General features: G+C 66.6%; 15 protein-coding genes. 10 read left to right on the top strand and 5 right to left on the bottom strand.

Annotated elements, in window-relative coordinates; translation table 11 throughout:
* Positions 1 to 19 precede the first annotated feature (19 nt).
* Positions 20 to 265 carry a hypothetical protein gene (locus tag DVS29_RS19625; RefSeq protein WP_118182146.1) on the top strand — a complete coding sequence of 82 codons (246 nt, stop codon included), beginning with the start codon at positions 20 to 22 and terminating at the stop codon, positions 263 to 265.
* Between the two features lie 194 nt (positions 266 to 459).
* On the opposite strand, the gene DVS29_RS19620 is transcribed toward DVS29_RS19625, so the two are convergent.
* Complete coding sequence (locus DVS29_RS19620) at positions 460 to 612, bottom strand: DUF3096 domain-containing protein (RefSeq protein ID WP_118182145.1); 153 nt, start codon at positions 610 to 612, stop codon at positions 460 to 462.
* 185 nt (positions 613 to 797) lie between these two features.
* Here DVS29_RS19620 and DVS29_RS19615 point away from each other — a divergent pair, with 185 nt between their 5' ends.
* Complete coding sequence (locus DVS29_RS19615) at positions 798 to 2,102, top strand: lactonase family protein (RefSeq protein ID WP_420816132.1); 1,305 nt, start codon at positions 798 to 800, stop codon at positions 2,100 to 2,102.
* Between the two features lie 81 nt (positions 2,103 to 2,183).
* On the top strand, positions 2,184 to 2,645 hold the full coding sequence (locus tag DVS29_RS19610; RefSeq protein ID WP_240655691.1) for an antimicrobial peptide resistance and lipid A acylation PagP: 462 nt from the start codon (positions 2,184 to 2,186) through the stop codon (positions 2,643 to 2,645).
* A 188-nt stretch (positions 2,646 to 2,833) separates the two neighbouring features.
* Here the strand turns inward: DVS29_RS19610 and DVS29_RS19605 are convergent, their stop codons facing one another.
* Entirely contained in the window at positions 2,834 to 6,589 is a 3,756-nt protein-coding gene (locus tag DVS29_RS19605; protein WP_118182144.1) for an FtsK/SpoIIIE family DNA translocase, read from the bottom strand.
* 230 nt (positions 6,590 to 6,819) lie between these two features.
* Positions 6,820 to 7,425: an META domain-containing protein gene (locus tag DVS29_RS19600; protein ID WP_118182143.1), complete on the bottom strand. Its 606-nt coding sequence runs from the start codon at positions 7,423 to 7,425 to the stop codon at positions 6,820 to 6,822.
* A 214-nt stretch (positions 7,426 to 7,639) separates the two neighbouring features.
* Here DVS29_RS19600 and purT point away from each other — a divergent pair, with 214 nt between their 5' ends.
* The 6 genes from purT to DVS29_RS19570 all read left to right on the top strand — a co-directional run bounded on the left by purT (position 7,640) and on the right by DVS29_RS19570 (position 14,925).
* Positions 7,640 to 8,857 (top strand): formate-dependent phosphoribosylglycinamide formyltransferase, encoded by a 1,218-nt coding sequence (gene purT / locus DVS29_RS19595; RefSeq protein ID WP_118182142.1) that lies wholly within the window; start codon positions 7,640 to 7,642, stop codon positions 8,855 to 8,857.
* Positions 8,858 to 8,984: 127 nt separating this feature from the next.
* Positions 8,985 to 9,212: a DUF6726 family protein gene (locus DVS29_RS19590; protein WP_240655696.1), complete on the top strand. Its 228-nt coding sequence runs from the start codon at positions 8,985 to 8,987 to the stop codon at positions 9,210 to 9,212.
* A 2-nt stretch (positions 9,213 to 9,214) separates the two neighbouring features.
* Positions 9,215 to 9,592 carry an MliC family protein gene (locus tag DVS29_RS19585; protein WP_118182140.1) on the top strand — a complete coding sequence of 126 codons (378 nt, stop codon included), beginning with the start codon at positions 9,215 to 9,217 and terminating at the stop codon, positions 9,590 to 9,592.
* Positions 9,593 to 9,838: 246 nt separating this feature from the next.
* Positions 9,839 to 11,491, top strand: coding sequence for an acetolactate synthase large subunit (locus DVS29_RS19580; RefSeq protein WP_118182139.1), 1,653 nt, complete (start codon positions 9,839 to 9,841; stop codon positions 11,489 to 11,491).
* 95 nt (positions 11,492 to 11,586) lie between these two features.
* Complete coding sequence (locus DVS29_RS19575; RefSeq protein WP_118182138.1) at positions 11,587 to 13,023, top strand: aldehyde dehydrogenase family protein; 1,437 nt, start codon at positions 11,587 to 11,589, stop codon at positions 13,021 to 13,023.
* A gap of 414 nt (positions 13,024 to 13,437) precedes the next feature.
* Complete coding sequence (locus DVS29_RS19570) at positions 13,438 to 14,925, top strand: DEAD/DEAH box helicase (protein ID WP_118182137.1); 1,488 nt, start codon at positions 13,438 to 13,440, stop codon at positions 14,923 to 14,925.
* Positions 14,926 to 14,953: 28 nt separating this feature from the next.
* Here the strand turns inward: DVS29_RS19570 and gluQRS are convergent, their stop codons facing one another.
* Positions 14,954 to 15,847, bottom strand: coding sequence for a tRNA glutamyl-Q(34) synthetase GluQRS (gene gluQRS, locus DVS29_RS19565; RefSeq protein ID WP_118182136.1), 894 nt, complete (start codon positions 15,845 to 15,847; stop codon positions 14,954 to 14,956).
* Between the two features lie 23 nt (positions 15,848 to 15,870).
* Positions 15,871 to 16,752 (bottom strand): sulfurtransferase, encoded by an 882-nt coding sequence (locus DVS29_RS19560; protein ID WP_118182135.1) that lies wholly within the window; start codon positions 16,750 to 16,752, stop codon positions 15,871 to 15,873.
* Between the two features lie 184 nt (positions 16,753 to 16,936).
* Here DVS29_RS19560 and dnaE point away from each other — a divergent pair, with 184 nt between their 5' ends.
* Entirely contained in the window at positions 16,937 to 20,524 is a 3,588-nt protein-coding gene (gene dnaE / locus DVS29_RS19555; RefSeq protein WP_118182134.1) for a DNA polymerase III subunit alpha, read from the top strand.
* The last annotated feature ends 23 nt before the right edge of the window (positions 20,525 to 20,547 follow it).

Genomic DNA, 20,547 nt, shown 5'->3' with positions numbered 1-20,547 from the left:
CTTTTCGAGGACGAAAGCCATGCTGAACCCGTCGAAATCCGATTGCATCACGATTCTCTCCGCCGCCGCTAACCTGACCGACAACTCGATGCTGCCGCTTGAGCATGCGCGGCTCGGCCTGTCGCGCAACGGCATGCAGACCGCCGCGTCGTTCCTGATCGAACGCGACTGCTTCAAGACCTATCGCTCCGACTCCGGCCATTATGCGGTCGGTGGACTGTCGCTGCAGGGCCGCCTGCGGCTCGACCAGCTCACTACCGGCTGATCCGCGCGCCGGCGCGGCGGCCTGCTTCGAGGCTCGGTCCGCCTGCTGCATCCGTTCGATTCGCGTGACACCGACGCCGCCGCGACCCGTTTGCGCGTCGCGGCGGCGTCGGTGCTGCGTCGCGTCCGCGCGCTGCTCGCGCTGCTTGTACAGCGTAACGTGGCGGCGCAGTTCGCGATTCGTCAGATCATCCGTCAGAAGTGCATGCGTCCATAGCCGAACATCTGGATCAGCCCGATGATGATCAGGTAGAGCGCGACGATGTAGTTCAACAGGCGCGGCATGATGAGAATCAGGATGCCGGCGATCAGCGAGACGACCGGGCCGAGACTGAGCGTGACGTTCATGATGGCTCCGTGAGTGGGTTCTATACTTGCTCGCACAACGATGACCGGCGCAAGCGCGTGGCATGGCGACTGCTGCGCAGCACGCATTGGCACGAAAACGTCTTCGCGCAATGCGACGGTGGCCGCGTGGCAGACCAGACCCCTCGTTCCCTGCAACAGACCGACAACGTAGAAGGGAGGTCGTCATGTTCCACCGTGACCGCGTACCAGCACATGTCATGCCCGCTTCATCGTACCGCACGCCGCAGCAGCGGCGCATCAACGCGGCGATCGCGCCACGCCCGCTCAGTTCGCTCATCAAGGGGTTCGCGCTGATGGCATCGATGGTTGCCTCGCAGGCGTTCGCGCAGATGTCGCTCGACGCCGCGACCGCCCAGCCCGCTCCCGCCGACGGCGTCTACGATCTGCTGATCGGCACGTACATCGGCGGCAAGAGCGAAGGGATCTACGTCTATCGTTTCGATTCGAAGACCGGCAACGCGACACCGCTATCGGTCGCGCAAACGGTGAACCCGTCGTTTCTCGTCGTGAGCCGCGACCGGCAGTATGTGTACGCGGTCAACGAACTACCGGGCGACCACGGTCCCGCCACCACGCGCGGCGACATCAGCGCGTTTCGCTTCGACCGGCAAAGCGGCCAGCTCTCGCTGCTCGACCGCGTGTCGTCGGAGGGTAACGATCCGTGTTATCTCGCCATCTCGCCGGATGGCCGCTACCTGACCACCGCGAACTATTCGGTCGCGTCGGATCCAGGCGGCAGCTTCGCGGTGTTTCCGCTGCAGGCGGACGGCAAGGTCGGCCGCGCGGTGCTGACCGTGCATCACGACGGCGGCGGCCCGGTGAAGGGGCGACAGGATAACGCGCACGTGCATTCGACGGTGTTCTCGCCCGATGGCCACTATCTGTTCGCGCAGGATCTCGGCACCGACAAGCTCTACACGTACCGCTACACGCCCGACGGCAGCCGCGGCCTGTTCGGCCCGACCGACGTGCGCTATACGCAGATGAAGCCGGGCACCGGCCCGCGTCACCTGATCTTCGCGCCGAACGGCAAATATGCGTATCTGACGAGCGAACTTGCTGGCACCGTGACGGTCTTTTCGTATGAAGACGGCAAGCTCGCCGAACGCCAGATCGTGCCGCTCGCGGAGCCCGGTTTCAAGGGCAAGGTTGGCGCCGCCGCGATCCATCTGTCGCCCGACGGCCGGTTCCTGTACGCATCGAATCGCGGAGACGCGAACGACATCTCGATCTTTTCGATCGATGCAACGAGCGGGTTGCTGAAGCGCGTCGGCCGGCAGTCGAGTCTCGGCGAGTCGCCGCGCGAGTTCGCGATCGATCCGACCGGCCACTGGCTGATCGTCGGCAATCAGCTGAGCGATACCGTCTACGTGTTCAAACGCGATCCGGCGACCGGCCTGCTCGGTCCCGATCCGAAGCGGCTCGAGGTCGGCTCGCCGGTCGACTTCAAGCTGGTTTCGCCGTCCTGACGTAACCGGACAGCGCGGCCGTATACGTGGTGCGGCCCGCGGCTATGTCCGCGGGCGGCGCTAGTGTTGCGGACCGTGCAGATGCGAGCAAAATCGATAGCAGTCCTTGCAATAATCGCCTGGCTGGTGGGGCTGCTGTTGCCGTTGCCGGCTCGCGGGCAATGCACGTCCAACGGTGTGCAGTGGGCCGCGGCGGCGTGCGGGCGGATCGACCGCGAGATCGACGATGGCACGTGGGATCTGTATCTGACCGGTTACGGCTGGCACATCGACGGCTACACGGCCGAGCATCGCGCGACGTTGAACGCGGACTCATGGGGCGGGGGCGTCGGCAAGCACCACACCGATGCGAACGGCAACGAAGACATCCTGTTCGCGTTCGTCTTTCTCGATTCGCACGGCAGCCCCGAACCGATCGCCGGCCGGGCGAGGCAGTGGTACACGAGTTCCGCGCTGAGTGGATTGTCGGTAGGTGGCGGCTATTTCGCGGGGTTCACCGCGCATAACGATATGCTGCATTACGTACCGTTGCCGCTCGCGTAGCCGGTGGCGTCGGTCCGTTATCGCAACGCATCGCTGATGGGCACGATCATCCCGCGCATTCCCGGTGTGAATCAGGGCGACGTCGCGTTCTTCAGGGGGCGCTACGAGTTCTGAAGCGCCGATACGTTGACGCTAGCCCGCTAGCGCGCCGGCGCTTCACGACCTGCTTCACCACATGCGCGCGCGCCTCACTCCGCCGGGCCCGGCGCGAGCACCTCGCGGCTGCCGTTGATCCCCATCGCTGAAACCAGCCCGGCCGCCTCCATCTGCTCGACGAGCCGCGCCGCGCGGTTGTAGCCGATGCGCAGTTGCCGCTGCACGGATGAGATCGACGCCCGGCGCGTACGCACGACGAACGCGACCGCCTCGTCGTAGAGCGGATCGGCTTCGGCATCGGGCGCATCGCCGAACAGATCCTGCGGCGCGCCGTCCGTCGCCGGGCCGTCCAGAATGCCTTCGACGTACTCCGGCTCGCCGAACTGCTTCAGATGCTCGACGATGCGGTGCACTTCCTCGTCCGCGACGAACGCGCCGTGCACGCGCTGCGGATAGCCGGTGCCGGGCGGCAGGAACAGCATGTCGCCCTGGCCGAGCAGCGACTCGGCGCCCATCTGGTCGAGAATCGTGCGAGAGTCGATTTTCGACGACACCTGGAACGCGACGCGCGTCGGAATATTCGCCTTGATGAGGCCCGTAATCACGTCGACGGACGGACGCTGCGTCGCGAGAATCAGATGGATCCCGGCCGCACGCGCCTTCTGCGCGAGCCGCGCGATCAGCTCTTCGATCTTCTTGCCCGCAACCATCATCAGGTCCGCCAGTTCGTCGATCACGACGACGATCAGCGGCAGCGTCGACAGCGGCTCGGGAGCATCGGGCGTCAGCGAGAACGGATTGCCGATCTTCTTTTCCCGCGCTTCGGCGTCGCGAATTTTCTGATTGAAGCCCGCGAGATTGCGCACACCGACCGCGGACATCAGCCGGTAGCGCTTCTCCATTTCGCCGACGCACCAGTTGAGCGCGTTCGCGGCGAGCTTCATGTCGGTGACGACCGGTGCGAGCAGATGCGGAATGCCCTCGTACACGGAGAGCTCGAGCATCTTCGGGTCGATCATGATGAGGCGCACGTCTTCGGGCGTCGCCTTGTACAGCAGCGAAACGATCATCGCGTTGATCGCGACCGACTTGCCCGAGCCGGTCGTGCCCGCGACGAGCATGTGCGGCGCCTTCGCGAGATCCGTGACGACCGGATGGCCGACGATGTCCTTGCCCATCGCGAGCGTGAGCTTCGACGACGAACGCTGATACACGTCCGCTTCGAGAATCTCGGAGAGCCGAATGGTCTGGCGCTTCGCGTTCGGCAGTTCGAGGCCCATGCAGGTCTTGCCCGGAATCGTCTCGACGACGCGGATCGACGTGAGGCCGAGGCCGCGCGACAGGTCCTTCATCAGCCCGACGATCTGGCTGCCGCGCACGCCGAGCGCCGGCTCGATTTCGAAACGCGTGATGACCGGCCCCGCCGATGCGCCGACCACGGTGACCGGCACCTTGAACTCCTGCAGGCGCTGCTCGATCAGCTGGGCGGTCTCGGCGAGCCGCTCTTCGGGGATCGGTTCGACGTCGTCCGACACACGTTCGAGCAGGTCGAGCGACGGCAGATCGACGGCCGATGCGGCCGGCGCGTGGAACTCGAAACCGGTGGGCGCATAGCCGCGTAACGGGGCGCGCTGCGTTGCGTCCTGCGTTGCGTCCGGCGCGCTAGTGGGCGTGACGGCGGATGGCGCGACCGCCGGTGTGCTGGCGGGTGTGGGTTGCTGCATTGCTTCTGCTGCTGCAGGCACGGTGGCGGATTCGTCGACACCCGCAGGGGTGTGCAACGGAAGCGCAGCCGGCGATGGTTCTTCGATCTGCTCGTTCGGCGTGGCAAGCAGCGCGTCGGCATCGTCCGGCATGTCGTCGGCCTGCAGCGCGACCGCGCCATGCGTGGGCAGCGCGGACGCCGCGCGCACCGGATGCGCGGTCGCGACAGGCGTGCCCGGAAAACGCACGACGTTCGAAGCGGACCGGGGCGCGGCTTCGACCTCGCGCGCCTGGCGTGTTGCTTCGACCAGTTCGACAATTTCGACCGCTGCGGCGGGTGGCGTCACGACCGCGTGCAGCGCTCGCGTGTCGGCGCGCGGGAGCGGAGCGGCCGGATCCGGCTCGCGGATTGGCGATGCGGGTTGCGCCGGTTGGCCGCCTTGTGCCGGACGCGCCGCTGCTGCGGACCGCGTGGACTGCGCAGCCGGTGCATCCGCTGCATCGTTGGCGTTGACCGCTGGCGTTGCGGGCGATTCCCATGGCGGTATCGCATCGTCTTTACCGCTCGGCGTTGGAGCAGGTTGTGCAATCGACGGACTGGCTATCGCGTGCGGCGATGCTGCGGTTGGCGACGCATCGGCTGCCTGCGATACTGGTCCAGCGGCCGGCACATCGTGTTGACGTGTATCCAGCACGTTCGGCTCTTCGTGAACCTTCGCAGCAGTGGAGACCGCCTGCGGTGGTTCGACGTTCGCCGTCGGGATCGGAGCCGGAGTCGGCGCGGGCGCGGCCGGTCGATTTTGACCTTCCGTAGCCACGGAGGTCGATACAACGTTTCCACGTGCAGGCTGCGTGTGCGCACGGTCGACGCCGGGGGCCTCGTCGGGCTTTGTGGCATCCGCGGGCGGCTCTCCGCTCTGCGCGCCGCCCGGCTGTGCCGGATTGACGCCAGCCAGTTGCATCCAGCTTGCCGCGCTCGCTTCGATGCTGCGCAGCGTGGCCTGCACGCTCGCCGGGTTGGCGGGCGGGGCGACCGGTGCCGCTGGCGTCGTCGATGCAGGCAAAGACGAGGGCGCTGCTGACGGAGACGTCACCGAAGATGCGCCACTCGTCGCAGCGCGACCAGGGTTTTGCGGCGCACGCGAGAAGGTCTGCGGCCGCGATGTGACGGCCGGCCGTGGCGGCGCGACCGGCGCGACGGGTTTCACCGGCGGCACCGCAGACACCGGCGGCACGGCAGATCCAGCTGCGGAAGCCGCGGACGAAGCGGCCACTCCACGAGCCGCCGCTACTGCACCTGCGCCCACGCCAGCGCGCACGCCGACCGAAGCAGCCGAAACTACCGGCCGATCGCGATTACGCTCACCTTGCCCGTCACGCGGCGCATTTGCGTTCGCATTCGAAGGTTGGCCAGATTTCAGCCAGTCGCCATTCGTCGCGGGCTCGGTCCGCGCCCAGGGCGCCGCGCGATCATCATGACGCGATGGTGCAACGGCGGCCTCGACATGACCCGGCCGGCTTGTCGCCGCGGAAGACGGCTGCGCCCGTCGCGGCGGCGGAGGCGTCCACACGGTGGGGCGGGAATAGCGGCCGTTCGTCTTCGGCGCCATTGGATTGACCGACGACAGCGTCTGCAGCGGCGCCGCGTCATCGGCGCCGCGCCGCGCGCGTTCGTCGCGCCGTTCGCGTTGTTCGCGCCGACCCTCACGCTTGCGTTGCGCTCGCGTTTCACGTGATTCGCGCGAATCGTCGGCGCGTCCAGCGCGACCGATACGACCTGCGAGCCCGAAGCCGAGACCGAACGCGCCATCGGCCCACGCGAGGAACGCGCTCCAGCGAAAACCGCACAGCCACGGCAGGCTCACGAGCAGCAGCGCGAGCGCGATCAGCGGCGTGCCGATGTGTCCCGCCAGATGGCCGAGCAGCGTGGCGAGCGCGTGGCCGAATGCATCGCCGTTCGCATTCACGGACGCTTCCAGCGTGCAGCTCGCGAGCAGCACGCACACGAAGCCGAGCCATAGCCGGATCGTGCCGGGCCCGCGCAATCCGGCGCCACCGGGCAGCGCGGTTAGGACGAGCCGTACCAGAAGAGGGAGGAGCCAGACGGCGGAGACGCCGAACCAGCCGGAAACGACCGTGTGCATGCTAGACATCAACGAAAGCCAGGGCGCGCGATGCGCAACCCGGCGAGTTTAAACCGGTGAGATGGCAGACTTCCGATGCGTTCGAAGCAACCGCGCTTGCGCCCAGGATCACGCCTCGAAGCTGACCGCGCTGACGCGCGAGACCCAGCGACTTCGGCAGCGACGTCATACGACACGCGCGGCGCAAACCACGGCGACGCAGCGTCGCGACGACACAGCACGAGATGTCCTCACGAACCCTGATCGGCGCGATCGAAGATCAGCGTGTCGCCGTCCTGGAGCACGAGTTCCAGCTGCTGCGGCGGCTTCATCTGCACACCGGTGCGGCTGATGTGCGCGAGCGCGTCGAGATACGCGGATTCGAGTTCGCCACCCGGCGTCGCGCACGCCATCTTCGTACCTGCGAGCGCGCCGAAGCCGAGGCCGCCGTCTTTCAGGTCGTAGGTGCCCATGTAGCGGTTGCAGCCGGAAAAGCCGCTCGCGCGGCGGCGGCCGTCGGCGGTGGAGAGCGTCAGCGTGATCGGCTTTGCGTCGGTGCCGTGCGGAATCTCGCGCGCCGCGCCGCCGGCCTGCCGCCAGCTCGCGAGCGTCCAGCTGGTGTTGTCGAGCAGCTGCACCGCGGCGGGATTGAACGGATCGGGCGCTTCGGCGGTGGCGTCCGGATGCTTCGGTATCGCGCAGGCCGTGAGCGCCGCGCACAGGATCAGCGACGCGAGCGCGAGGCCGCCGCGGCGCGCATCGAGGCGACGCGTTGTGACCGCGGCTGTGGACACAGCCGCAGCCGGTGCGGCGGCGGTAAGACGCGCAACGTGTCGCGCGGAAGACGGCTGGTGCATAACGTCGTTCCCTATCAATCCAGACTGGCGAAGGCGTAAGGGTAACGCACGACGCGCCCGTCGCGCGAGCTTGACAGACGCGCGGAAAGGTTCCACGGAAGCTGGCCGGCGGCGGTGCGCGAAGGCGAGCCGCAGCGGTGCGCGGGGAGGGCCGCGTGTTAACATCGCGCTCTATCCTTCCACTCCCGCTTCGCCCTCGTTTTCCGGAGATTCCATGCAGATCGGCCAACGCATCGGCACCCCGCTTTCCGACTCGGCCACCCGCGTCATGCTGCTCGGCGCGGGCGAACTCGGCAAGGAAGTGATCATTGCGCTGCAACGGCTCGGCGTCGAAGTGATCGCGGTCGACCGCTACCCGAACGCGCCGGGGCATCAGGTCGCGCACCGCGCGCACGTAATCGACATGACCGACCACGCGGCGCTGCGCGCGCTCGTCGAACGCGAGCGGCCGCATCTGATCGTGCCCGAGATCGAGGCGATCGCCACCGATGCCCTCGCCGCGATCGAAGCCGACGGCATCGCCGAAGTGATCCCCACCGCGCGCGCCACGCAGCTGACAATGAACCGCGAAGGCATCCGCCGGCTCGCGGCGGAAGAACTCGGCCTGCCGACCTCGCCCTATGCGTTCGCCGATTCGCTCGACGAGCTGAAGGCCGGCATCGCGAAGGTTGGCTATCCGTGCGTCGTGAAGCCGGTGATGTCGTCGTCAGGCAAGGGCCAGTCGGTGCTGAAGAGCGATGCGGACGTCGAACCCGCGTGGCAGTACGCGATGGCGGGCGGCCGCGTGAATCACGGCCGCGTGATCGTCGAAGGTTTCATCGACTTCGATTACGAGATCACGCAGCTCACTGTCCGCGCGATCGATCCCGCCACGAACGCCACGCGTACCTACTATTGCGATCCGGTCGGCCACGTGCAGGTGGCGGGCGACTACGTCGAATCGTGGCAGCCGCAGCCGATGAGCGCGAAGGCGCTCGAACGTTCGCGCGAGGTCGCGCACAAGGTCACCGAGGCGCTCGGCGGCCGGGGCCTGTTCGGCGTCGAGCTGTTCGTGCGCGGCGACGACGTCTGGTTCTCGGAAGTGAGCCCGCGTCCGCACGACACCGGCCTCGTCACGCTGTGCACGCAGCGTCTGTCCGAGTTCGAACTGCATGCGCGCGCCATTCTCGGCCTGCCGGTCGACACCACGCTGCGCGCGCCGGGCGCGTCCGCCGTGATCTACGGCGGGCTCGACGAAGCGGGCATCGCATTCGAGGGTGTCGCAGAGGCGCTCGCCGTGCCGGACGCGGACCTGCGTCTGTTCGGCAAGCCGGAAAGCTTCACGAAGCGTCGTATGGGCGTTGCGCTCGCAACCGGCGCCGATACCGACGAAGCCCGTGCACGCGCGAAAGCGGCGGCCGCGGCGGTGCGGCCGGTGTCGTCCAAACGTTGAGCTCGCGCGTTAAGGTGGTCATGGCGGCATGACGCGTCGCCGTCGGCGGTGCGTTTCAGGAGTGGCAGGGATGGACTCGAAGCAGGTAAGCATTGGCATCGTGCAGCAGTTAAGCACCTTGCCGCACATGGGCACAGCCGGTACAACTGACACGGCGGGCCGGCAGCATCGCAACGCCCGGCGTGCAGGCATCGCGCGCGGCGCCGCGTTGCTGGCGCTGTGCGCGGCGCTCGGCGGCTGCGGGCTGGCGGCGGCGCCGTGCCGCGTGGCGTCGGCCGGGCTCAAGATCATTCCGGTGGTCGGTCACGTGGCGGCCACGCCGACCGACGCCTGTGCCGACGTAATCGACCCCTGATCATGAAGCCACGATTCCCGGTTGTGTCAGCAAGTGCGATCGCCGTCACACTGATCGCCATCCACGGCGCCGCACTGGCCGCGCCGCTGCGTCTCGCCGAAATCCAGACGAAAGGGCGCGTCACCGCGAAATACACGTGCGCGACCGGCCGCATCCTGCAGGTCAGCTACTGGAACGCGGTCAATGGCCAGAGTTTCGCGCTCGTGCCGATCAAAGGGCAGCCGATGCTCTTCGTCAACACGCTTTCAGGCTCCGGCGCGAAGTATCAGGCCGGCAGCTACACCTGGTGGACCAAGGGGCCGCGCGCGGACCTCTACGACGCCACCGCCGGCGCCGATGCGCCGCCCATGCTCTCCGACTGCGTGACGGTCGTCCGCTGATTCCTCGCTGATCGCCCGCCAGGCGCCCGCTGACCAGGCCGCACGCAGGCAGCCTTCGCATTCGAGGAGTAAGCTGGGCGCTGTCGTCGCGCACCGGGCGGTCCGCGCACTCGTGCGGGCCTTTCTGCCTCTTCATCACCTCCCCGCGTGTCATGCGCGACGCCATTCGCCGTCGTCGATCGTCCGTTCCTGGAACCCGTTGCGCGGGCGTGATGCCCCGTGCACGTTCATCAAGCGAGACCGTCCATGAAAGCATCGGATCTGTTCGTGAAGTCGCTGGAAGCCGAAGGTGTCGATCACGTGTTCGGCATCCCCGGTGAAGAAAATCTCGATCTCCTCGAATCGCTGCGCCGCTCGAAAATCCGTCTGATCCTCACGCGCCACGAACAGGCCGCGGGCTTCATGGCCGCCACCTACGGAAGGCTGACCGGCCGCACGGGCGTGTGTCTCGCCACCCTTGGCCCCGGCGCGACCAACTTCGTGACCGCGGCCGCGTACGCGCAGCTAGGCGGCATGCCGATGCTGATGGTCACCGGACAAAAGCCGATCAAGTCGAGCAAGCAGGGCCACTTCCAGATCGTCGACGTGGTGCGGATGATGGAGCCGCTCACCAAGTACACGCGGCAGATCGTGTCGATCGGCAATATTCCCGCGTCCGTGCGCGAGGCGTTCCGCCGCGCCGAGGAAGAGCGGCCGGGCGCCGTGCATCTGGAACTGCCGGAAGACGTCGCGCATGAAGAGGGCGACGGCAAGCCGATTCCGAAGAGCTTCAGCCGCCGGCCGGTGGCCGAAGAAAAAGCGGTGGCGCGCGCGGTCGAGGCGATCACGAGCGCGCGGCATCCGCTCCTGATGATCGGCGCGGGCGGCAATCGCAAGACGACGCGCAAGATGCTGCGCGAGTTCGTCGACCAGATCGGCATTCCGTTCTTCACGACGCAGATGGGCAAGGGCGTGATCGACGAATCGCACCCGCTGTGGCTCGGCAACGCGACCTTGTCCGACGGCGATTTCGTGCATCGCGCGATCGATCACGCCGACTGCATCATCAACGTCGGCCACGACGTGATCGAGAAGCCGCCGTTCTTCATGCGCAGCGGCGATGCGGGCGAAAAGACCGTGATTCACGTGAACTTCCTCGGCGCGGAAGTGGACACCGTGTACTTCCCGCAGATCGAGGTGGTCGGCGACATCGCGAACGCGGTGTGGCAGCTGAAAGAGAGTCTCAAGGATTGCCGCGAGCACTGGGACTTCGCGCGCTTCACCGAGATCAAGCAGCATTTCGAGGAGCATCTCGTGAAGGGCCAGCACGACGACCGTTTTCCGATGTACCCGGTGCGGATCGTCAACGACGTGTATGAAGCGATGCCCGCGGACGGCATTTTGTGTCTCGACAACGGCATGTACAAGATCTGGTTCGCGCGCTACTACCGCGCGCACGAGCCGAATTCGCTGCTGCTCGACAACGCGCTCGCGTCGATGGGCGCGGGCCTGCCGTCGGCGATCGCGACGAAGATCGTGCATCCGGACCGCAAGGTGATCGCGGTGTGCGGCGACGGCGGCTTCATGATGAACTCGCAGGAGATCGAGACCGCGGTGCGCCTGAAGCTCGATCTCGTCGTGCTGATCTTGCGCGACGACGCGTTCGGGATGATCCGCTGGAAGCAGGAGAACATGAACTTCCCCGACTACGGGATGACGCTGCGCAACCCCGATTTCGTCGACTACGCGAAGAGCTACGGCGCGCAGGGTCATCGCGTGAATGCGGCGGCCGAATTCGGACCGCTGCTGCGCGACTGCTTCGCGACGCCGGGCGTGCACGTGATCGACCTGCCGATCGACTACTCGGACAACGAGCGCGTGCTGAACCGCGAGATCAAGCGGCTCTCGGCACAACTGTGAGTTCACCGCGGCCATCCACGGCACACATCGTGCTGGGCCTCCATCGATGCCGGCCCGCGGCGGCGGGCGCGGCGCCGTGACAAGGAGAACGCGTCATGCTGAAAAAGACCTATCCGTACTACCTCGCGAATGAGCCGGTCGCCGCGAACACCGATCTTGAAGTGACCGACAAGTTCAGCGGCGAAGTCGCGACGCGCGTCGCGCTCGCCGATGCGGCCGCGATCGACAAGGCGATCGCCGCGGCGGTGAAAGCGCAGGACGAACTGCGCGCGTTTCCGCCGTTCAAGCGCCAGGCGGTGCTCGAACACTGCGTGTCGCGCTTTCGCGAGCGTTACGACGAACTGGCGGAAGCGCTGTGCATCGAAGCGGGCAAGCCGATCAACGATTCGAAAGGCGAGGTCACGCGCCTGATCGACACCTTCAAGGTGGCCGCCGAAGAGTCCGTGCGGATCGACGGCGAAATCGTCAATCTGGAGATTTCGCCGCGCGCGAAGGGCTATCACGCGTACACGAAACGCGTGCCGATCGGCCCGTGCTCGTTCATCTCGCCGTTCAACTTTCCGCTGAACCTCACCGCGCACAAGGTCGCGCCGGCGATCGCCGCCGGCTGTCCGTTCGTGCTGAAGCCGGCGAGCCGCACGCCGGTCGGCGCGCTGATCATCGGCGAAGTGCTCGCGGAAACGGATCTGCCGAAGGGCGCGTTCTCCGTGCTGCCCGCGCATCGCGACGGCGCGGACCTGTTCACGACCGACGAGCGCTTCAAGCTGCTGTCGTTCACCGGTTCGCCGGCGGTCGGCTGGGCGCTGAAGGCGAAAGCGGGCAAGAAGAAGGTGATTCTCGAACTGGGCGGCAACGCGGCGGCAATCGTCGATGCCGACCAGTGCGACAAGCTCGACTACGTGACCGACCGGCTCGCGTTCGGCGCGTTCTATCAGTCCGGGCAGAGCTGCATCGGCGTGCAGCGCATCCTGATCCATGCGTCGCTGTACGACGCGCTGCGCGACAGGCTGATCGCGAAGACGAAGTCGCTGAAGATGGGCAACCCGAAGGACGAAAAGACCTTCGTCGGGCCGATGATCTCCGAATCGGAATCGAACCGCCTGGCCGGCTGGATGGAAGCGGCGGTGAAGGCGGGCGCGAAGATCGTCGCGGGCGGCAAGGTGGACGGCGCGATGTTCGAGGCGACGCTGCTCGAAAACGTGCCGCGCGGCGAGGACCTGTATCGCAGGGAAGCGTTCGGGCCGGTCGCGATCATCGAGCAGTTCGAGCGCTTCGACGAAGCGCTCGCCGTCGTCAACGACAGCGATTTCGGCCTGCAGGCGGGCGTGTTCACCGATTCGCTCGCGCATACGCACCTCGCGTGGGACCGGCTGGAAGTGGGCGGCGTGGTGATCAACGACGTGCCCTCGTTCCGCGTCGACAACATGCCGTACGGCGGCGTCAAGGATTCGGGCCTCGGCCGCGAGGGAATCCGTTACGCGATCGACGACATGACCGAGATCCGGCTGATGGTGATGCGCGAGACGTGGTGAGCAAGCGACGCGGCACGCGCGGCGCGGCGAGCGTCACGCGCGTGTCGCACAGCGCTGGCACGCTCTGGCGCAAGTTCGGCAGTGCCCTTGGCGAATCCACCAGGGCGGCGCGATCGTTGCGAACCGGTTGCGGATCGGTCGCGGATCGCCGTGCCGAGGCATCATCAGCAGGCGCCGGCGGACGGCGAAAGCAGCTTCCGTTGCCCAGTGCAATGGGGATTTTTGCTGAAGTGCTACAATACCGCCCTTTGCGGTGGCCACATCCACCGGCCGCCGCCTGTCTGGCAGAGCCGCTTCTTTTTTCAGTCGACTCGGATCCCGTGCGGAACGCCGTGGCTCCGCCTTCATCCTGACGCCCCTGGCGACTCCGTCCGCCGCCGCGCAGGCGCATTTTTAGCGAAAGCCAACGCCACCATGTCCGACACCGACGTCAAACCTGATTCCGCGACACCGGCTGCTGTAGAAGCCGTCACCTTCGACCACTTCGGCCTCGCGCCGGACGTGCTGAAGGCCATCGCCGAACAGGGCTACACGACGCCCACGCCGATCCAGGCGCAAGCGATCCCGGTCGTGCTGACCGGGCGCGACGTGATGGGCGCCGCGCAAACCGGCACCGGCAAGACCGCGAGCTTCTCGCTGCCGATCATCCAGCGGCTGCTGCCGCTCGCCAGCACCAGCGCGTCGCCGGCGCGCCACCCGGTCCGCGCGCTGATTCTCACGCCCACCCGCGAACTCGCCGACCAGGTCGCCGCGAACGTGCAGTCATACGCGAAGCACACGCCGCTGCGCAGCGCCGTGGTGTTCGGCGGCGTCGACATGAATCCGCAATCCGCGGAGCTGCGCCGCGGCGTCGAGGTGCTGATCGCCACGCCGGGCCGCCTGCTCGACCACGTGCAGCAGAAGACGGCGCAGTTGGGCCAGGTGCAGATCCTCGTGCTCGACGAAGCTGATCGCATGCTCGACATGGGCTTCCTGCCGGACCTGCAGCGCATCCTGAACCTGTTGCCCAAAGAGCGGCAGACGCTGCTGTTCTCCGCCACGTTCTCGCCGGAAATCAAGAAGCTCGCGTCCACCTATCTGCGCAACCCGCAGACCATCGAAGTGGCGCGCAGCAACTCGACGGCCGCGAACGTCACGCAGGTCGTCTACGAAGTCGCCGAAGGCGACAAGACGGGCGCCGTCGTGCAGCTGATCCGCGAGCGCAACCTGAAGCAGGTGATCGTGTTCTGCAACAGCAAGATCGGCGCGAGCCGGCTTGCGCGTCAGCTGGAGCGCGACGGCGTGGTCGCGTCGGCGATTCACGGCGACAAGACCCAGGCGGAGCGGATGCAGGCGCTCGACGCATTCAAGCGCGGCGAGATCGAGGCGCTCGTCGCGACGGACGTGGCCGCGCGCGGTCTCGACATCGTCGAGCTGCCGGCGGTGATCAACTTCGATCTGCCGTTCAACGCGGAAGACTACGTGCACCGGATCGGCCGGACGGGCCGCGCGGGCGCGTCGGGCGACGCGTTGTCGCTCTTCAGCGCGAACGAGCGCAAGCAGCTCGCCGACATCGAGAAGCTGATCAAGAAGCCGCTGACGGTGGAACGGCTGGTGGTCGATTCGCCGGTGCGTCATCACGACGAACGCGGCGGCGGCAACCGGCGCGAGCGCGATGGCCGCGACGAACGCGCGGGGCGCCGCCGTACCGCGGGCTCGTTCGAGCGCGTGCATCACGGCCGCCACACGTCGGCGCCGGTCGACGATTTCTTCTCGAAGCCCTACGAGCCGTCGCCATCGTCGCGCTCATCCGAAAACGGCGAGGCCGCGCAGCACGCCGCCGCGCCGGCGCCGTCTTCATCGTCCGGCAAGCGGCCGCTGGCTGCGCTGCTCGGCGGTTCGGGGATGGTTCGCAAGGATTGAGCGTTCTCCTTCGAACGCTCATCAGGTACTACCCGCCGCGCAATTGCGTTAGACGCCGCATCCACGCGCGCGTCGCGGCGGCATAAAACGCGTCCAGCGACGCGTATCTCTTTTCTTCCAGCTGCAGACCCAGATGATCGGCGGCCGCGTGCAGCGCGGCCAGCGGATTGCGCACGTCCAGTGCGGTCGCGCCGGTCTGCTTGCTGAGTTTTTCTCCCGCGTCGTTGGTCACGACCGGCACGTGCAGATAGCTCGGTGTCGGCACGCCGAGGCACTGCTGCAGATAGATCTGCCGCGCGGTCGAATCGAGCAGATCCGCGCCGCGAACCACGTGCGTGATGCCGGCCTCCGCATCGTCGACGACCACCGCGAGCTGATACGCCCATTGGTCGTCCGCCCGGCGCAGCACGAAGTCGCCGACCTCGGTGGCGAGATCCTGCGCTTGCGGACCCTGCCAGCGGTCGTCGAAGCGGATCACGGCCGCCGCGCCGTCGGGCACGCGCAGACGCCACGCGCGCGCGGGCTTGCCGTTGAGGCCGTGACGGCAGGTGCCGGGATAGGCGAGCGTGGTGTGACGCGCGTGGACGTGCAGCAGCGAGTCGGCGATTTCCTTGCGCGTGCAGCCGCAGGGATAGACGAGACCGGTGGTGGTGCGCAACGCGTCGAACGCTTGCTGATAGGCCGCGCTGCGCTGGCTTTGCCAGACCGGCGGTTCGTCGGCGCGCATGCCGAAGCGGTCTAGCGTATCGAGAATGTCTTCAGCGGCGCCGGGCACAGTGCGCGGCGCATCGACGTCCTCGACTCGCACGAGCCACGCGCCGCCGTGAGCGCGCGCATCGAGCCAGCTCGCGAGCGCGCTGACGAGCGAGCCGAAATGCAGTGGACCGGTGGGTGAGGGCGCGAAGCGGCCGCGGTAGGTCATCTGACCGTGCAGCCGTGTCTGGTTCAGGCAGCGTGCGCCGCGGCTGCAGCGGCGTTGCGCTCGCTATCCGGATGGCACGCCGGGCAGGTCTCGCCGGCCTTGTAGAGCGGCGATTGCTGTTCCTGCGGCGTCACCACGGCGCGGCAGCCGAAGCATTGCACGGTTTCGGTGGGATCGAGGTTCGGATTGAGCGCGGTGCGATAGTCGAACACGAAGCAGTCGCCGTGATAGTGCGCGCCGCCCACTTCCTCGAAGTACTTGAGGATGCCGCCTTCGAGCTGATACACATGCTCGATGCCCGCTTCCTTCATGTGGATCGCCGCTTTTTCGCAGCGGATGCCGCCGGTGCAGAACGACACGACAGTCTTGCCTTCGAGGTCCGCGCGGTGATCTTCGATCACCTGCGGAAACTCGCTGAATTTCGCGATGCGGTAATCGAGCGCCTGGTCGAACGTACCGACGTCCACCTCGAACGCATTACGCGTATCGAGCATCACGACCGGACGGCCTGCATCGTCGTGACCGCGATCGAGCCAGGCCTTCAGCGTGGGCGCGTCGACGGACGGCGCGCGGCCCAGTTCGGGGCGGATGGCCGGCTTCTTCATCGTGATGATTTCGCGCTTCAGCTTGACGAGCATCCGGCGGAACGGCTGTGTGTCGGACACGCTCTCCTTGAACTGGAGATGCGCGAACTTGCCTTCGAAGAGCGGATCGTGACGGATGTAGTGGATGAACGCGTCCGCGGCTTCGCGGGTGCCGGCGACGAACAGGTTGATGCCTTCCGGCGCGAGCAGGATGGTGCCGCGCAGCCCGAGCGCGTTGCAGCGTTCGGTGACGGGCGGGCGCCATGCGGCGGTCGATTCGATCGTGACGAAATGGTATGCGGCGAGATTGACGATGCTCATGGTGTTTCTGGGCGGGCGTGGCCGTGACCCTGGCTGTGCGTTGCTGGCCAGTAGTACGGGTGCGCGCCGCGGTAACGCTGGACGAAAGCGCTATTATCGCTCATACGCCGCAGCCTTGGCCGATCGGCCAATGTGACATCCGCGAGTCGTTTTCGACCTTCAGAACGAGGGTGGCGGTTGTACAATGTCGCCCATGTCAGAACCCCGCTTCGTTCATCTTCGCGTTCACTCCGAATTCTCGATTGCCGATGGCATCGTGCGCCTCGACGACGTCGTCGAAGCCGCGGCCAAAGACGGCCAGGGCGCGCTCGCGCTGACCGATCTCGGCAATGCATTCGGCCTCGTCCGTTTCTACAAGGAAGCGCGCGGCAAAGGGGTCAAACCCATCGCCGGCTGCGACGTCTGGATCGCGAATCCGGACGACCGCGAGAAACCCTCGCGCCTGCTGCTGCTCGTCAAAGACGCGCGCGGCTACCTGAATCTCTGCGAGCTGCTCACGAAGGCGTGGCTCACGAACCAGTATCGCGGCCGCGCCGAAGTGGACGCCGCGTGGCTCGAAAGCGGTCTCGGCGAAGGGCTGCTCGCGCTCTCCGGCGCGCAGCAGGGCGATATCGGTCTCGCGCTCGCGGCGGGCAATGTGGAAGCGGCGAAGCGCAACGCGCAGCGTTGGGCGCAGCGTTTTCCGAACGGCTTCTACATCGAGCTGCAGCGTTGCGGGCAGCCGGGCGCGGAAGCGTACGTGCAGCAGGCGGTTGCGATCGCGGCGGAACTGAAGCTGCCGGTGGTCGCCACGCATCCGCTGCAGTACATGACACCGGACGACTTCACCGCGCACGAAGCGCGTGTGTGTATCTCGGAAGGCGACATTCTCGCGAATCCTCGCCGGCAGAAGCGCTTCTCGACCGAGCAGTATTTCCGCAGCCAGGACGAGATGGCGGCGCTCTACGCGGACTTACCGTCGGCGGTTGCGAATACCGTCGAGATCGCGAAGCGCTGCAACCTCACGCTCGAACTCGGCAAGCCGAAGCTGCCGCTGTTCCCGACGCCGGACGGCATGTCGCTCGACGACTACCTGGTCCAGCTCTCGAAGGAAGGTCTCGAAAAGCGGCTCGAACAGCTGTACCCGGATAGCGCCGAACGCGACAAACAGCGCGAGACCTATTACCAGCGCCTCGATTTCGAGTGCGGCACGATCGTGAAGATGGGCTTTCCCGGCTACTTCCTGATCGTGGCGGACTTCATCAACTGGGCGAAAAGCAACGGCGTGCCGGTCGGACCGGGCCGCGGTTCCGGCGCGGGTTCGCTGGTCGCCTACGCGCTCGGCATTACCGATCTCGATCCGCTTCGCTACAACCTGCTGTTCGAACGCTTCCTGAATCCGGAACGGGTGTCGATGCCTGACTTCGACATCGACTTCTGCCAGGAAGGGCGCGACCGCGTGATCCAGTACGTGAAGGGCAAGTACGGCGCGGACGCGGTCTCGCAGATCGCAACCTTCGGCACGATGGCCGCGAAAGCGGCCGTGCGCGACATCGGCCGCGTGCTCGATCTCGGCTACAACTTCACCGATGGCGTCGCGAAGCTGATCCCGTTCAAGCCGGGCAAGCACGTCACGATCGCGGACGCGATGAAGGAAGAGCCGCTGCTGCAGGAGCGCTTCGACAACGAAGACGAAGTGCACCAGCTGCTCGAACTCGCGCAGCGCGTGGAAGGCTTGACGCGCAACGTCGGCATGCACGCGGGCGGCGTACTGATCGCGCCCGGCAAGCTGACCGATTTCTGCCCGCTCTACACGCAGGGCGACGACGGCGGCGTCGTGAGCCAGTACGACAAGGACGACGTGGAAGCCGTCGGCCTCGTGAAGTTCGACTTTCTGGGTCTCACCACGCTGACCATCCTCGACTGGGCGGAGCGCTATATCCGGCGCCTCGATCCGGCGAAGGCGGACTGGAATCTCACGCAGGTGCCGCTGGACGACCCGGCGTCGTTCTCGATCCTGAAGAAAGCGAATACGGTCGCCGTGTTCCAGCTGGAAAGCCGCGGCATGCAGGGCATGCTGAAAGACGCGCAGCCCGACCGCTTCGAGGACATCATCGCGCTCGTCGCGCTGTACCGTCCGGGTCCGATGGATCTGATCCCGAGCTTCTGCGCGCGCAAGCACGGCCGCGAGGTGGTCGAGTATCCGGATCCGCGCGTCGAGCCCGTCCTGAAAGAGACCTACGGCATCATGGTCTATCAGGAGCAGGTGATGCAGATGGCGCAGATCATCGGCGGCTACTCGCTGGGCGGCGCCGACCTGCTGCGCCGCGCGATGGGCAAGAAGAAGCCCGAGGAAATGGCGAAGCATCGCGAGATCTTCGCGGAAGGCGCCGCGAAGAACGGCCTCACGCGCGCGAAGGCAGACGAAACCTTCGACCTGATGGAGAAGTTCGCGGGCTACGGCTTCAACAAGTCGCACGCGGCCGCGTATGCGCTGCTCGCGTACCACACCGCGTGGCTGAAGGCGCATCATCCCGCCGAGTTCATGGCCGCCAATATGTCGCTCGCCATGGACGACACGGACAAGGTCAAGATCCTGTTCGAAGATTGCCTGACGAACAAGATGGCCGTGCTGCCGCCCGACATCAATCTGTCCGCATATCGCTTCGAGCCGGTGGCCGAAGCCGATCCGAGCAAGCGTTCGCGCACGATCCGCTACGGTCTCGGCGCGGTGAAGGGCAGCGGCCAGAACGCGATCGAAGAAATCCTGCGCGCGCGCGAAGCCGACGGTCCGTTCATCGATCTGTTCGACTTCTGCAACCGCATCGATCGCCGCATCGTGAATCGACGCACGGTCGAGGCGCTGATCCGCGCCGGCGCGTTCGATACCTTGCACGAGAACCGCGCGCAGCTGATCGCGTCGGTGTCGCTCGCGATGGAAGCGGCCGAGCAGGCCAGCGCGAACGCGATGCAGGCGGGCCTGTTCGACATGGGCGATGCGCCGTCGCAAGGCCACGAACTCGTCGACGAACCCGCGTGGCCCGAGAAGCGCAAGCTGCAGGAAGAGAAGGCGGCGCTCGGCTTCTATCTGTCCGGTCACCTGTTCGATGCGTACAAGGACGAGATCCGCCGCTTCGTGCGCACGAAGATCGGCGAGCTGAAGGAAGGGCGCGACAAGCTGGTGGCTGGCGTGATCGCGTCGCTGCGTACGCAGATGACCCAGCGCGGCAAGATGCTGATCGCGCTGCTCGACGACGGTACCGGCCAGTGCGAAGTGACCGTGTTCAACGAGCAGTTCGAAGCGCACAAGCAGCTTTTCAAGGAAGACGAGCTGCTCGTCGTGCAGGGACAGGCGCGTAACGACGCGTTCACCGGCGGCATCCGTTTCACCGTGGATACCGTGATGGATCTCGAACGCGCGCGCAGCCGCTATGCGCAGGCCGTGAAAGTGCAGATGAACGGCAACGCCGATGCGGGCGTATTGCGCCGGGTGCTCGAAGCCTATTGCGCGAAGCCCGATGCCGGGACAGCCGCCGCTCCGGTGGCTGCGCCGGCGCCGCGTGGCGGCAACGGTGGCGGTGGCGGTGGCGGCTATGGCCGTGGCGGTGATGGTGGCCGCCAGCGAGAGCGGGTCGTGATTCCGAACGGGCTCGCGGTGCAGATCGTCTATCGCAGCGAACACGCGGAAGGCGAGGTGCGCCTCGGCGACGCGTGGCGCGTCAAGCCCACCGACGATCTGCTCGCCGCGCTGCGCGGCGAGTTCGCGGGCAGCTCGATCGAGATCCTCTACTGAGGTGAGGGACGTGAGGCGCCGCG

The organism is Paraburkholderia phosphatilytica, assembly GCF_003443895.1.
GTDB classification, from domain to species: domain Bacteria; phylum Pseudomonadota; class Gammaproteobacteria; order Burkholderiales; family Burkholderiaceae; genus Paraburkholderia; species Paraburkholderia phosphatilytica.
The sequence above is the reverse complement of the archived record's forward strand: the minus strand, read 5'-3'. Positions and strand labels throughout refer to the sequence as shown.